Consider the following 14,279-nt stretch of genomic DNA (forward strand, 5'->3'; position numbering starts at 1 on the left):
CAGTGGAAACAACGCGATCGGGGGACGCGAAGTTCCTTCACGTGATCATCGCGCGGGTTAGGCTCGGACGGCGAGTTGATCACGAGCGGAGGCGCCGATGGAAGGTCGCCCGATACGCCGGAGGACCCTGTTCGCCCTGGTCACGGCCGGTGCCGGGGCGCTGGCCCTGCCCGGGGTCGCGCGCGCGGAGGACGTGCGCTCGATCGACCTCGGCGGGACGCCCACCGCGGTCGCGGTGAATCCCGTCACGGGGCTCGCGTACGTCGCGGACCCCGATGCCGGAGCCGTTTCGGTCGTGGACCCGCGCGGCCCCACGGTCGCCGGCGTCCTCGACGTCGGCGGCGAGCCCGGCGACGTCGCCGTGGACGCCAAGGCCAACCGGATCTACGTCGCGAACGCGAAGGCCGGCACCGTGGTCGTCCTGGACGGCCGCACGCACGACCTGGTGAGCGTGATCGGCGCCGGCGCCGGCGCGTCCACGCTGGCCGTCGACGAGCAGGCCAACCGCGTCTACGCGGCCAGCGGCGGCACCGGGACGCTCGCCGTGCTCGACGGCGTGAGCTGCACCCTCGCCGCGCTCGTGCCGGGCCCGAAGCCGAGCCTCGCCGGGGTGGCGGTCGACCCCGGCCGCAAGCTGGCCTACTGCGCGAGCACGAGCACGGACTCGGTCGAGGTGTTCTCGATCGACAGCGGGAAGTTCGTCGCCAGCGTGAAGGTCGGGGCGCGGCCGACCGCCGTCGCGGTGCACGCCGAAAGCGGTACCGTGTACGTCGCGAACTCCGGCATCCACCACATGTCCATTGTGGATGCCGCGACCCGCGCCGAGCGCAAGACCGTGTTGCTGCGCAGCGAATCCTCCGCGCTGGCGGTGCACCAGGGCACCAACACGGTGTACACGAACGGCGGGCAGAACGGGCTGAGCCGGGTCGACGGCGGCACTGGGACGCTCACCGGCGAGCTGTCACTGGGCGTCAACCCCGGCGACGTCGCGGTCGACCAGCGCACGCGCACGGTCTACGTCACGGATCCCTTGCACGGCAGGCTTTCACTCGTCCGGGATTTCTGACCCGGCAGCTGGGGCCACTCCAGGTATACCGTCGGAAGGTATGAAACTCGGACTGCAGATCCCCGACTTCACCTGGCCTAACGGGGCGTCCGCGCTGGGCGCCGACCTGGCCGCCGTCGTCCGCACCGCCGACAGCGCGGGCTTCGACTCCATCGCCGTGATGGACCACTTCTTCCAGATCGGCGGGGTCGGCCCCGTCGAGAACGACATGCTCGAGGCGTACACGACCCTCGGCTTCATCGCGGCGCACACTTCGCGGGCCAAGCTGCTCACGGTCGTCACCGGTGTCCTGTACCGCCACCCGGGCCTGCTGGCCAAGGCGATCACGACGCTGGACGTGCTGTCCGGCGGCCGCGCGATCCTCGGCATCGGCGCGGGCTGGAACGAGGACGAGTCCCGCGGGCTCGGCTTCCCCTTCCCGCCGGTCGCCGAGCGCTTCGAGCTGCTGGAGGAGAACCTCCAGTACGTGCTGCGGATGTGGGCGGACGGCGACGAGCCGTTCAAGAGCAAGCACTTCGACGCGGAGCGGCTGCTGAACGTGCCGCAAGCCCTGTCGGACCCGCGCCCCCCGATCATGATCGGCGGCGGCGGCGAGAAGAAGACGCTGCGGCTGGTGGCCAAGTACGCCGACCAGTGCAACCTGTTCAACAGCCCGGAGCTGGAGCACAAGCTCGACGTCCTCAAGCGGCACTGCGAGAACGAGGGCCGCGACTACGACTCGATCACCAAGACGGTGTACCACATCCTCGACATCGGCGAGGACGGCTCGAAGGCGGGCGAGCTGCTGAAGGAGCTGGAGCGGCTGAACGGGCTCGGCATCCACGTCGCACTGGGCATGGTCCCGCACGTCCACAACCCGGCGGTGCTGGAGAAGTTCGGCACCGACGTCATCCCGGCCGCAGAGAAGATCGGCTGAGCAAGTCCCGCTCGGCAATTTGCCGACCCGGGTCACCCGAATGTCAGCGTGGTGGCCCGGCGCGGCGGGCTCAGCCGTCCTTGGCGAAGCGGCGGGTGAGTGCTGCGACGCCGATGCCGACGACCGCCAGCGCGATCCCGCTCACCGGCCAGCCCGCCAGGACCAGCACCACGCCGGTGGCCGCGAACAGGGCGAACTCCACCAGGAAGCGGGCCGGTTCGGCCAGGCGGCGGCGGGCGCGCGGGGCGATGAACAGGCCCCAGATCGCCGCCGCGGCGACCGGGAGCAGCACGGCGTCGGCGATGGCCAGCGCCGGCCCGCTGCCGAGTTGCGTACCCGCCAGGGCCAACCCGCCCAGCAGGGCCAGCTCCGTAAGGAAGCGGACCGTCAGCACCACGCCCGCGATCCCGCTCAGGCGGGGAGTCGGCTCCGGAGTCATCGCGCCAGCCTAGAGGTCGGGTCCACTGTGGACGTTACGGGTCCGGGCGGGCACGGATCGTGATCTCCGCCACACTTCGGCCATCCAGGTTGCGGTTCCGAATCGGTCCACCAGCCGCTCGCGCCCCGTTGTAACGACGGTCCGCCCCTGCTCGACGTGTTTAACGCATATCGCGACCGCGAGCCAAGGAGCCTGGTAGATGACCACATGTCGACTCTGCGGTTCGACAAACACGGCCAGCGTGGTGGACCTCGGGGCCACTCCCCCGTGCGAGCGATTCTTGACCGCCGGACAGCTCGACGAACCGGAAGCCACCTTTCCGCTCCACCTCAAGGTGTGCACCGACTGCTGGCTCGCCCAGATCCCGCCGCTGATCGACCCCGACGACACCTTCACCGAGTACGCCTACTTCTCGTCCTTCTCGACGTCGTGGGTCGAGCACGCGAAGCGCTTCGTCGACGACGCCGTCGAGCGGCTCGGGCTCGGCGAGAAGTCGTTCGTCGTGGAGGTCGCCAGCAACGACGGCTACCTGCTCAAGCACGTCGTCGGGCACGGCGTCCGGTGTCTGGGCGTGGAACCTTCGGTGAACGTCGGGCAAGCCGCGCGCGAAGCCGGCGTGCCCACCCTGACGGCCTTCCTCTCCGAGGAGACCGGCCTGAAGGTCCGCGAGGAGCACGGCCCGGCCGACCTCGTGGCCGCGAACAACGTCTACGCGCACATCCCCGACGTCCTCGGCTTCACGAAGGGCCTCCGGGCGCTGGTCGCCGACGACGGCTGGGTGTCGATCGAGGTCCAGCACCTGCTCACGCTGATCGAGAAGAACCAGTACGACACGATCTACCACGAGCACTTCCAGTACTACACGGTCGAATCCGCGCGCCGGGCCCTCGCGACCGGCGGCCTGACCGTGGTCGACGTCGAGCTGCTGCCGACGCACGGCGGGTCGATCCGGCTGTGGGCGCGTCCGGCCGAGGTGGCGGGCGAGCCCAGCGAGCGGATGACCGACGTGCTGGGGCGCGAGAAGGCCGCCGGGCTGCACGAGCTGTCCGGCTACACCGAGTTCGCCGAGCGCGTCACCCGCGTGCGGCTGGACCTGCTGAAGTTCCTCATCGAGGCGCGCAACGACGGGAAGACCGTCGTCGGCTACGGCGCCCCGGGCAAGGGCAACACCCTGCTCAACCACTGCGGCGTCCGGACGGACCTGCTGCAGTACACGGTCGATCGCAACCCGTACAAGCACGGCCGGTTCACCCCGGGCACCCGGATCCCGGTGCTGCCCCCGGAGCGCATCGAAGCCGACCGGCCCGACTACGTGCTCGTCCTCCCGTGGAACCTCCGGGAGGAACTGACCGAACAGCTGTCTTACATCGGTGCGTGGGGCGGAAAGCTCGTGTTCCCGATCCCGCGCCTGGAAATCGTCGAGGTGCAGTGAAGTGAAGGTCGTTCTCTTCTGCGGTGGCTACGGGATGCGGATGCGCAACGGCGCGGGCGACGACGTCCCGAAGCCGATGGCGATGGTCGGTCCGAGACCGCTCATCTGGCACGTGATGCGCTACTACGCGCATTTCGGCCACACGGAATTCATCCTGTGCCTTGGCTACGGCGCGGCGCACATCAAGAACTTCTTCCTGAACTACCAGGAAACCATTTCCAACGACTTCATCCTGCGCAACGGGCAGGCGGAGCTGCTGTCGACCGACATCGCCGACTGGACGATCACCTTCGTGCAGACCGGCATCGAGTCGCCGATCGGCGAGCGCCTGCGCCGCGTCCGCGACTACCTCGACGGCGACGAGATGTTCCTCGCGAACTACGCCGACGTGCTGTCCGACGCGCCCCTGCCGGACATGATCGAGCGGTTCCGCACCACCGACGCCGGCGCGTCGATGATGGTCGTGCCGCCGCAGTCGTCGTTCCACTGCGTGGAGATGAACGAAGGCGGCATGGTCGGCGCGATCACCGCGGTCAGCGAAATGCCGCTGTGGGAGAACGGCGGCTACTTCGTGCTGCGGCAGGAGGTCTTCGACCACATCCCGGAGAACGGCGACCTGGTCGCCGACGGCTGCGGGGAGCTGGCCAAGCGCGGGCGGCTGCTGGCCTACCCGTACCGCGGGTTCTGGAAGCCGACCGACACGGTCAAGGAACGCGCGGCGCTGGACAACGCCTACACACACGGCGAGAAGCCGTGGGCGCTCTGGGAGCGGCCCGTCGCGAGCACCGCGTGATCGGCCTCCGGCCGGGACGGCTCGGCGGCGTCGTCGCCCTCGGCGCGCACTGCGACGACATCGCGATCGGCGCCGGCGGCACCCTTCTGACGCTCTGCGCGTCCCGGCCGGGCCTGCGCGTCGACGCGCTGGTGCTCTCCGGCGGCGGCACGCCCCGCGAGGACGAGGAGCGGGCGGCTCTCGAAGCCTTCTGCCCGGGCGCCGAGCTCGACGTCACGGTGCTCAAGCTGCCCGACGGCCGCTTCCCGGCGCACTGGGAAGAGGCCAAGAACGCCCTCGAAGAACTGCGGCGGCGGACCGACCCGGACGTCATCCTGGCGCCGCGCACCGACGACGCCCACCAGGACCACCGCGGCCTCGCCAAGCTGGTGCCGACGGCGTTCCGCGACCACCTGGCGCTGGGCTACGAGATCGTCAAGTGGGACGGCGACCTCGGCAGCCCGGCCGTCTACCAGCCCCTCGACGACGACGTCGCGGAGGAAAAGGTCCGGCTGCTCCAGACGCACTACGCGTCGCAGCGGCACCGGCCCTGGTACGACCGCGAAGCCTTCCTCGGGCTGGCGCGGATCCGCGGCATCGAGGCCGCCGCGAAGTACGCCGAAGCGTTCTTCGTCAAGAAACTCACTCTCGACCTGAAGGGCTGACCGATGCGGGTGTTGCTGACGGGGCACAAGGGCTACCTGGGGACGGTGATGGCCCCGGTGCTCGCCGCCGCCGGTCACGAGGTCGTCGGCCTCGATTCGGGACTGTTCGAGACCTGCCTGCTCGGCCCCACGCCGGCCGACCCGGCCGGGCACGTCGTCGACCTCCGCGACGTCGAGGCGAAGCACGTCGAGGGCTTCGACGCCGTGATCCACCTGGCCGCGCTGTCGAACGACCCGCTGGGCTCGCTCGCGCCGGAGCTGACCTACGACATCAACCACCACGCGTCCGTGAAGCTCGCGAAGCTGGCCAAAGACGCGGGCGTGCAGCGGTACCTCTACGCGTCGACCTGCTCGGTGTACGGCGCGGGCGGCGACAAGCTGGTGAACGAGGACGCGCCGCTGAAGCCGGTGACGCCCTACGCCGAGTCGAAGGTCCGCGTCGAAGCCGACGTCCACGAACTGGCCGACGACGACTTCACCCCGGTCTACATGCGCAACGCGACGGCGTTCGGCTACTCGCCCCGGCTGCGCGGCGACATCGTGCTGAACAACCTGACCGCGCACGCGCACCTGTCCGGCGAGGTGCTGGTGCTGTCGGACGGCACGCCGTGGCGGCCGCTGGTGCACGCCCAGGACATCGCGCGCGCGTTCACCGCCGCCCTGACCGCGCCGAAGGAAGCCGTGCACAACAAGGCCTTCAACATCGGCACCGAGGACAACAACGTCACCGTCGCCGAGATCGCCCAGGAGGTCGTCGAGGCCGTGCCGGGCTCGACGCTCAACATCACCGGCGAGGCCGGCGCCGACCCGCGCTCGTACCGCGTCGACTTCTCGCGCTTCCGCGAAGCCATCCCCGGCTTCGCCTGCGAGTGGTCGGTCAAGGACGGGGCGGTCGAGCTCATCGAGGCCTACCGGAAGTTCGGGCTGACCCGGGAGTCGTTCCAGCAGCTGTTCACCAGGCTCGCCTGGCTGAAGAGCGAGGGCGAAGCCGGCCGCGTCGACGCCAGCCTGCGGCGGAAGTAGTGACCGGGACGCAGCTGCGAACGGGCGCGGAGCTGCACGCCCTGGTCGAACGGCTTTACCCGATCTGCCGCAGCATCACCGGCGACGGTGTGCGGCGGACCTTGGACGTCATCGGCGAGCACCTCGCGCTGGAGCGGCACGAGGTACCGACCGGCACGGCGGTGCTGGACTGGACGATCCCGCAGGAGTGGAACATCCGCGACGCCTACGTCGCCGCGCCGTCCGGTGAGCGGGTGATCGACTTCCAGGAGCTGAACCTGCACGTCGTCGGGTACAGCGTCCCGGTGTCGCGGCGGATGCCGCTGAGCGAGCTGCGGGAGCACCTGCACACGCTGCCGGACCGGCCGTCGTGGGTGCCCTACCGGACCAGCTACTACGCGCCGGCCTGGGGCTTCTGCCTCGCGCAGGACAAGCTCGACGCGCTGCCCGACGGCGAGTACGACGTCGTCATCGATTCGACCCTGGAAGACGGCTCGCTGACCTACGGCGAGCACGTCGTGCCGGGCCGGGTCACCGACGAGGTCATCGTGTCGTGCCACGTCTGCCACCCGTCGCTGGCCAACGACAACCTGGCCGGCATCGCGGTGGCGATCTCGCTGGCGCAGCAGCTGGTCGACCCCTACTACACCTACCGGTTCCTGTTCATGCCCGGGACGATCGGCTCGATCACGTGGCTGGCGCGCAACCAGGAACGGATCGACAAGGTCAAGCACGGGCTCGTCCTGGCCTGCGCGGGCGACCCGGGCTCGTTGACCTACAAGAAGTCCCGACGCGGTGACGCCGAAATCGACCGCGTCCTGCAGCACGTGCTGAAGAGCCGAGAACACCGCGTTGTCGACTTCTCGCCCTACGGCTACGACGAGCGCCAGTTCTGCTCGCCGGGCTTCAACCTCGGCGTCGGGTCGCTGACGCGGACGCCGTACGCGGGCTACCCCGAGTACCACACCTCCGCGGACAACCCGGGCTTCGTTTCGCCGTCGGCCATGGAAGACACCCTCGGCGCGCTTCGGGACGCCTTCGGCGTCCTCGACCGCAACCGCCGGTACGTCAACCTCAGCCCGTACGGCGAGCCGCAGCTCGGCAAGCGCGGGCTGTACGACTCGCTCGGCGGCCGCAGCGACGCCAAGCAGGCCCAGCTGGCGATGCTCTGGGTCCTCAACCTCTCCGACGGCGAGCACGACCTCCTGGACATCGCCGAACGGGCCGGACTGCCCTTCGACACCGTCGACGTAGCGGCCGGCGCCCTGCGCGACGCCGGCCTGGTCAAGGAGTGAACGTGGTGACTGGTCAGCACCGGGCGGCGCCCCCCAGACGGAACGCGGGCCTCAAGGCGATGGCCGGCCGGCTGTCCTGGGGCCTCGGCGACCAGGCGGTGTCGAGCCTGACCAACTTCGCGATCGGCGTCTTCGTCGCCCGCGAACTGGGCGTCACCGCGTTCGGCATGTTCAGCCTCGCCTGGGTCACCTACGGCGTGCTGATCAACATCTCGCGCGGGCTCGCGACCGACCCGCTGATGGTCCGCTACAGCGGCGTCGACACCGAGGTCTGGCGCCAGGCCGTGGCCAGGGCGTCGCGGACCGCGCTCGTCGTCGGCCTGCTCGCCGGCGTCATCAGCGTGGTGTTCGGGATCGCGGCCGGCGGCGAGTTCGGCTCGGCCTTCGTCGCCCTCGGCATCGTCCTGCCCGCGCTGCTGCTGCAGGACAGCTGGCGCTTCGCGTTCTTCGCCTCCGGTGAAGGCCGCAAGGCGTTCTTCAACGACGTCGTCTGGGGCGTCGCGATGATCCCGACGATGCTGCTGGCCGGCCTGCACCCCACGGTCGTCACGTTCCTGCTGGCCTGGGGCGGCGGCGCGGCCGTCGCCGCCGGCTACGGCTACGTGCAGACCCGGCTGAAACCGGGACTCGCCGGCGTCGGCGGCTGGCTGCGGGACCACCGCGACCTCGGCCCGCGCTACCTCGTCGAAAACGTCAGCAACAGCAGCGGGTCGCAGATCCGCATGTACGGCCTCGGCGCGATCGCCGGGGTCGCCGCCGTGGGCACCGTCCGCGGCGGCGAACTGCTGCTCGGGCCCTTCGTCGCCGTCCTCATGGGCCTCGCCTTCGTGGCGGTGCCGGAGGCCGCCCGGGTGGTCAAGCGCAACGTCCGCAAGCTGCCGCTGTTCGGCCTGGCGCTCGGCGGCTCGCAAGCCCTGGCCGCGCTGCTCTGGGGCACCGCGCTGCTGCTCCTGCTGAACGACCGGCTCGGCGAGTTCGTGCTCGGCGACGTCTGGCACACGGCGAAGGCGATGATCCTGCCGGCCACGCTCTCGGTGACCAACGCCAGCTTCATCGGCGGCGCGGCCACCGGGCTGCGCGCGCTCGGCGCGGCCAAGCGGAGCATGCGCTGCCAGCTGATCGCCTCCGCGCTCTACGTGGCCGGCGGGCTGATCGGGGCCGTCGTGGGCGGCGCGGTCGGCTCGGGCTGGGGCGTCGCCATGGCCACGTTCACCTCCGCCTTCGTCTGGTGGAGCCAGCTCCACCTCGCGGTTCGCGCCCACATCCGAACCCCTCAGGAATCGAGGACACCATGACCGGTGCACCACGGCTGACCATCGGACTCCCGGTCTACAACGGGGAAAACTACCTCGCCGAAGCGCTGGAGAACCTGCTCGCGCAGACCTACACGGACTACGAGCTGGTCATCTCGGACAACGCGTCGACCGACGGCACGCGGGAGATCTGCGAGAAGTACGCCGCGAAGGACGACCGGATCCGGTACGTGCGGCAGCCCCGGAACATCGGGGCCGCGCCGAACCACGACTTCCTCGTCCGCGCCGCCCGCGGCGAGCTGTTCAAGTGGGCGGCCCACGACGACCTGTTCGGCCCCGGCCTGATCGAAGCGTGCGTCAAGGCGCTCGACGAGCACCCGGAAGCCGTCCTCGCCCACTCGTACATGGCGATCGTCGACGAGCGCGGCGAGATCCTGGAGAACTACGACTACCAGCTCGAGACGGACTCGCCCGACCCCGCGCGCCGGTTCCGCAGCCTGATGTTCGGCGAAGGCGGCGACGACTACTACGGCGTCATCCGGCTGTCCGTGCTCCGCCGCATCGCGCCGCACGACAGCTACCACAACGCCGGCCGCAAGCTCGTCGGCGAGCTCTCGCTACACGGCACGTTCGTCCAGGTGCCCGAGGTGATGTTCTTCCGCCGGGAACACCCGGGCCGCGGCGACAACCTGGGCACCGTCCAGCGGGTGTGCACCAACCTCGACCCGCGCCGCGCGGGCCAGTCGAAGGCCCGGCTCTACGCCGGGTTCGCGGCGGGCTACGTCTCCGCGATCCGGGAGGCGCCGCTGACGGCGACCGAGCGCCGGGACTGCTACCGCGTCATGGCGGAGTGGCTCGGCGGCAAGCCGCTGCGCAAGATCGGGCTGATGGCGTGACGCGGATCGGTTTCTTCGGCATCCTCGGCTCGGGCAACCTCGGCAACGACGGTTCGCTCGAGGCGGTCGTCTCGTACGTGCGCCGCCGCTACCCGGACGCCCGGCTCGACTTCCTGGCCATGGGCCCCGAAGAGCTCACCGCGCGCTACGGCGCGCCGGCGACGCACCTGCAGTGGTACGAGCCGCACGCCGGCGACGCCACCGGCGTGCGCGCCGCGGCGCTCAAGGTGCTCGGCAAGCTCCTCGACCCCGCCCGGACCTGGTGGTGGGTCCGCAAGCAGGACGTCGTGATCGTCCCCGGCATGGGCGTGCTCGAAGCGACCCTGCCGATCCGGCCGTGGGCGCTCCCGTACTCGCTGCTGTGGCTGGGGATCACGGCCCGGCTGACCGGCGCCAAGGTCGCCCTGGTCAGCGTCGGCGCCGACTACGTCAAGAAGCGCGGGACCCGCTGGGTCGTCAGCCGCGCGGCCCGGCTGGCGCACTACCGGTCGTTCCGCGACGAGCACTCCCGGCAGGCGCTCGGCCGGATGGGCGTGGACGTCCGCGACGACCACGTCTTCCCCGACCTCGCCTTCGCGCTGCCGGACCCCGAGCCGCGCGCCTCGACCGGGGCGGTCGGCGTCGGGCTGATGGAGTTCCACGGCGGCAACGACGACCGGGCCCGCGCCGACCGGATCAACGCGGCGTACCTCGGCACGGTCAAGCGGTTCGTGCGGCTGCTGGTCGACGAGGGGCGGCCGGTCCGGCTGTTCATCGGCGACGTCGCCGACCTCGACGTGCCCGGCGAGGTCATCGCCGACGCCCTGGCCCACAAGCCGGACGCCGACATCGAGGCCGAGCCGCTGACGTCGCTGGGCGACCTCATGCACCAGATGGCGGCCGTCGACACCGTGGTGGGCACGCGCTACCACAACGTGCTGTGTGCGCTGAAGTCCGCGAAACCGACGGTGTCGTTCGGCTACGCGCGCAAGAGCGACGTGCTGATGGCGTCGATGGGGGTCGGTGAGTTCTGCATCTCGGCCCGCGAGCCCGACTTCGACCGGCTGGTGGCGCTTTTCCGCGAGCTGGAGAAAAACCGCGACGAGGTCGTGGAAAACCTGGAGCGGCAGGCCAAGGAGATGACCTCCCGGGTCGAAGACCAGTTCACCGAGCTTTCCGGGCTCGTCATCGACGGAGGTCGTGGGTGAAAGCCATTCCGGTGCCCGAGATCGAAGGCGCGTACCTGTTCGAGCCGACGCCCCACGCCGACGACCGCGGCTTCTTCAGCCGCACGTTCGACCGGGACGTCGTCGCGGCGGCGGGCATCGACCCGGACGGCTTCGTCCAGGACAGCCTTTCCCGCTCCCGCAAGGGCGTCGTGCGGGGGATGCACCTGCGCGGCGGCGCCGGCGAGGCGAAGCTGGTGCGGTGCTCGCACGGCGCGATCTTCGACGTCGTGGTGGATCTCCGACCGGGTTCGCCGACGTTCCGGAACATCAGAACATTCGAACTGACCGGTGAATCGCAGGTTTCCGTGTACATCCCGGCGGGGTGCGCACACGGTTTCCAGTCACTCACCGACCCCTCGGACGTTTCGTATCGCATCGACCGCGCGCACGATCCGGCCGAGGACATCACAATTTCGTACAAAGATCCCGAATTGGACATTTCGTGGCCGATTTCGATCACAATGGTGAGTGACCGCGACGAACGCGCGCCTACTCTCGGAGAGGCGTTCAAACCAACGAGGTGAGTCCTATGGGAACGTACTTGCCCCGCTCCACCGCGGCGAACGAGCGCCTGCACCGGGTTGTCCCCGGCGGCGCCCACACGTACGCGAAAGGCTCCGACCAGTACCCCGCGGGAATGGCCCCGGTCGTCTCGCACGGCCTCGGCGGCCACGTCTGGGACGTCGACGGCAACGAGTACGTCGAATACGGCGCCGGGCTGAGAGCGGTCAGCCTCGGCCACGCCCACCCGCGGGTCCTCGAAGCGGTGCGGGCCGAGCTCGGCAAAGGCAGCAACTTCATCCGCCCGTCGATCATCGAAGCCGAGGCCGCCGAGCGGTTCCTCGAGAACGTGCCGACGGCCGACATGGTGAAGTTCACCAAGAACGGCTCGGACGCGACGACCGCCGCGGTCCGGCTGGCCCGCGCCGCCACCGGCCGCCGGCTCGTCGCCCGCTGCGCCGACCACGCGTTCTTCTCCACCGACGACTGGTTCATCGGCACCACGGCGATGAACGCGGGCATCCCGGTCGAGACGACCGAAATGACCGTGTCCTTCCCGTACGGCGACCTGCCGGCGGCGGAGGAGCTGCTGCGGCGTCACGACGGCGAGATCGCCTGCATGATCCTCGAGGCGGCGGCCGCGGTGGAGCCGCCGCCGGGCTACCTGGAGGGCCTGCGCGAGCTGGCCACCCGCCACGGCGTGGTGCTGGTCTTCGACGAGATGATCACCGGCTTCCGCTGGTCGGCGCAGGGCGCGCAGGGCCTCTACGGCGTCACGCCGGACCTCTCGACGTTCGGCAAGGCCCTCGGCAACGGCTTCGCGATCTCGGCACTGGCGGGCAAGCGGGACCTGATGGAGCTCGGCGGACTGCGCGCCGGCGACCGCGAGCGGGTGTTCCTGCTCTCGACCACGCACGGCGCGGAGACCCACGCACTGGCCGCGGCGATGGCGGTGATGGACGTCTACCGCGACGAGGACGTCATCGGCCGGATGCACGCCCTCGGCGACCGCCTCGCCACGGGCGTCCGCCAGGTGGCGGCGGGCATGGGCGTCGAGAACCACGTGGTCGTCCGCGGCCGGGCGAGCAACCTGGTCTTCGGCACGCTGGACGAGCAGGGCAAGCCGTCCCAGCCGTACCGCACGCTGTTCCTGCGGGAGCTGATCAGCGGCGGCGTGCTCGGCCCGTCGTTCGTGGTCAGCGCGGCGCTGACCGACGAGGACATCGACAAGACGATCGACGTGGTCGCCCAGGCGTGCACGGTGTACCGGAAGGCACTCGACGCCAACGACCCGTCCCCGTGGACGGGCGGGCGGCCGGTCAAGCCGGTGTTCCGGCCGTTCGCCTGAACCGGGCGGTCACCCGGCGAAGGTGCTGCCCGCGTCCTGCCCGTACGACGGCCCGGTCCACTCCGCGACCGGGACCGTCGTCGCCATGTCGACGACCGTGAACCGCCACGGGCCCGAGTAGGTGTTGCCGTGCCAGTGGTTGGCGGCCGTGTGGACGATGTCGCGCTGGATGACGTCGCCCTGGTACGGGGACCAGCTCGGGACCGTGCCCACGTTCGAGAACAACGCCATCCGGCCGCACTTCGCCGAGCAGCCCACCGTCGCGGGGTCGAACGCGAAGGTGTTGCCGTGGATGTCCAGTTCGGACGTCCACCAGCGACAGTCGCGGTACAGCGGGGGCGACGCGATGGCCGGGGGCGCGCAGCGGGCCGTGTTCGACGGGCCGACCACGCGGGTGCAGTCCGACGTCGTCGACGCCGGGGAGTTGCAGAAGCGGTCCGCGTTCGCCCAGGCCACGATGCCGTCCCAGTTGTCCTCCAGGTGGTTGCCGGTCACCTCGAGCTTCGCCGTCCGGGCCGGGACGCGGGCGTCGCCGCCGGCCTCGGACAGGTAGATCGCGCCCACCGGGAACGGGTCGCCCGACTCCGCCGCGCGCTTGCCGGCCACCCGGCCGTTGCCGCGCAGGTCGTTGCCGCGGATCGTCGCGTTGTAGGAGATCTCGTAGAAGACCCCGACGTCGTCGTTGTTCTCGATGACGTTGTCCTCGATGAGGAAGTCGTTGTCGTTCGTGTCCGCCCACAGGCCCGGGCCGCGGTTGTCGTGGATCCAGTTGCCGCGCACGTCGGCGCCGTCGACGGCCCAGAACTTCATCGCGCCCGTGCAGCCGCACCCCGGGACCTTCGACTCCCAGTCCGCGGTGTTGTTGCCGGTGAACTCGTTGCCCTCGACCAGCAGCTGCTTGATCCCGTTCCCGGCCTGGTAGGCGTTGAGCCCGTACTGACCGTTGTCCCGCAGGCAGTTCCCGATGATCCGGTTCGCGGCGCCGGCCATCAGCGCGGCGCCCTCGTTGCGGGTCAGGGTGGTGTGCTCGACCAGCCAGCCGTCGCCCGAGTCGTGGTTGACGACGCCTTCGTCGCGCGGGGCCACGAACCCGGTCACCGTGAGGTTCCGGATCGTCACGTCCTTGGCGCGCCCGGTGAACGCGTACCGGTTGTCGCGGTTGCCGTCCAGGACCGCGCCGGGCGCGCCGACGAACGTGGCGCCGTCGCCCGGGGAGATCTGCGAGTACTCGCCCGGGGTCAGCGTGTGCGTGCCGGGCGCGAACCAGTAGGTGGCGCCCGGGACGCCGAAGTCGATGCCCGCCGCGCTCCCGGCCGGGACGACGACCGCGCCCGCCGGCGGCTCGGCCGGGCCCAGGAGATCCTTGCTGTCGCAGACTTCGGCGCGCTCGGCGGCCGCGTGCGCGGCCGGCGCCGGGACACCACCGAGGAGTGCCACCGCCAGCAACAAAACCCGTGCTCTCACGGGCAGAAGATAAGGCCGTGAT

14 protein-coding genes are annotated in these 14,279 nt (G+C 70.4%); 12 read left to right on the forward strand and 2 right to left on the reverse strand.

What is annotated here, in order from left to right; translation table 11 throughout:
* The first annotated feature begins 97 nt into the window (after positions 1-97).
* Together ACWEN0_RS33035 and ACWEN0_RS33040 are read left to right on the forward strand one after the other, a co-directional pair.
* The gene (locus ACWEN0_RS33035; protein ID WP_451982497.1) at positions 98-1,066 is read left to right on the forward strand and encodes a YncE family protein; all 969 of its coding nucleotides are present in this window, start codon (positions 98-100) and stop codon (positions 1,064-1,066) included.
* A 40-nt stretch (positions 1,067-1,106) separates the two neighbouring features.
* Entirely contained in the window at positions 1,107-1,982 is an 876-nt protein-coding gene (locus ACWEN0_RS33040; RefSeq protein WP_451982500.1) for an LLM class F420-dependent oxidoreductase, read from the forward strand.
* A gap of 70 nt (positions 1,983-2,052) precedes the next feature.
* Here the strand turns inward: ACWEN0_RS33040 and ACWEN0_RS33045 are convergent, their stop codons facing one another.
* Positions 2,053-2,421, reverse strand: coding sequence for a YrdB family protein (locus ACWEN0_RS33045; protein ID WP_451982503.1), 369 nt, complete (start codon positions 2,419-2,421; stop codon positions 2,053-2,055).
* Between the two features lie 199 nt (positions 2,422-2,620).
* Between ACWEN0_RS33045 and ACWEN0_RS33050 the strand changes: the two genes are divergently transcribed.
* From ACWEN0_RS33050 to ACWEN0_RS33095, 10 genes are read left to right on the forward strand one after another with little or no spacing between them, the layout of a single operon-like run.
* A complete protein-coding gene (locus tag ACWEN0_RS33050) occupies positions 2,621-3,853 on the forward strand; it encodes a class I SAM-dependent methyltransferase (RefSeq protein ID WP_451982506.1) in 1,233 nt (410 codons plus the stop codon).
* Between the two features lies 1 nt (position 3,854).
* A complete protein-coding gene (locus tag ACWEN0_RS33055) occupies positions 3,855-4,646 on the forward strand; it encodes a glucose-1-phosphate cytidylyltransferase (protein WP_451982509.1) in 792 nt (263 codons plus the stop codon).
* Complete coding sequence (locus tag ACWEN0_RS33060) at positions 4,643-5,290, forward strand: PIG-L deacetylase family protein (RefSeq protein ID WP_451982933.1); 648 nt, start codon at positions 4,643-4,645, stop codon at positions 5,288-5,290. The genes ACWEN0_RS33055 and ACWEN0_RS33060 overlap by 4 nt, the downstream gene beginning before the upstream one ends.
* Before the next feature lie 3 nt (positions 5,291-5,293).
* Complete coding sequence (locus ACWEN0_RS33065; RefSeq protein WP_451982512.1) at positions 5,294-6,313, forward strand: NAD-dependent epimerase/dehydratase family protein; 1,020 nt, start codon at positions 5,294-5,296, stop codon at positions 6,311-6,313.
* Complete coding sequence (locus tag ACWEN0_RS33070) at positions 6,313-7,587, forward strand: DUF4910 domain-containing protein (protein WP_451982516.1); 1,275 nt, start codon at positions 6,313-6,315, stop codon at positions 7,585-7,587. The genes ACWEN0_RS33065 and ACWEN0_RS33070 overlap by 1 nt, the downstream gene beginning before the upstream one ends.
* Positions 7,588-7,646: 59 nt before the next feature.
* Complete coding sequence (locus ACWEN0_RS33075) at positions 7,647-8,882, forward strand: hypothetical protein (RefSeq protein WP_451982936.1); 1,236 nt, start codon at positions 7,647-7,649, stop codon at positions 8,880-8,882.
* On the forward strand, positions 8,879-9,736 hold the full coding sequence (locus ACWEN0_RS33080; protein WP_451982519.1) for a glycosyltransferase family 2 protein: 858 nt from the start codon (positions 8,879-8,881) through the stop codon (positions 9,734-9,736). The genes ACWEN0_RS33075 and ACWEN0_RS33080 overlap by 4 nt, the downstream gene beginning before the upstream one ends.
* Entirely contained in the window at positions 9,733-10,923 is a 1,191-nt protein-coding gene (locus tag ACWEN0_RS33085) for a polysaccharide pyruvyl transferase family protein (RefSeq protein WP_451982522.1), read from the forward strand. The genes ACWEN0_RS33080 and ACWEN0_RS33085 overlap by 4 nt, the downstream gene beginning before the upstream one ends.
* The gene (locus ACWEN0_RS33090) at positions 10,920-11,468 is read left to right on the forward strand and encodes a dTDP-4-dehydrorhamnose 3,5-epimerase family protein (RefSeq protein WP_451982525.1); all 549 of its coding nucleotides are present in this window, start codon (positions 10,920-10,922) and stop codon (positions 11,466-11,468) included. Before ACWEN0_RS33085 ends, ACWEN0_RS33090 begins: the two co-directional genes overlap by 4 nt.
* A 5-nt stretch (positions 11,469-11,473) precedes the next feature.
* Positions 11,474-12,793: a glutamate-1-semialdehyde 2,1-aminomutase gene (locus tag ACWEN0_RS33095; protein WP_451982528.1), complete on the forward strand. Its 1,320-nt coding sequence runs from the start codon at positions 11,474-11,476 to the stop codon at positions 12,791-12,793.
* A 9-nt stretch (positions 12,794-12,802) separates the two neighbouring features.
* Here the strand turns inward: ACWEN0_RS33095 and ACWEN0_RS33100 are convergent, their stop codons facing one another.
* The gene (locus tag ACWEN0_RS33100; RefSeq protein ID WP_451982531.1) at positions 12,803-14,257 is read right to left on the reverse strand and encodes a right-handed parallel beta-helix repeat-containing protein; all 1,455 of its coding nucleotides are present in this window, start codon (positions 14,255-14,257) and stop codon (positions 12,803-12,805) included.
* Positions 14,258-14,279: the final 22 nt, after the last annotated feature.

Source organism: Amycolatopsis sp. NPDC004378, from assembly GCF_053602455.1.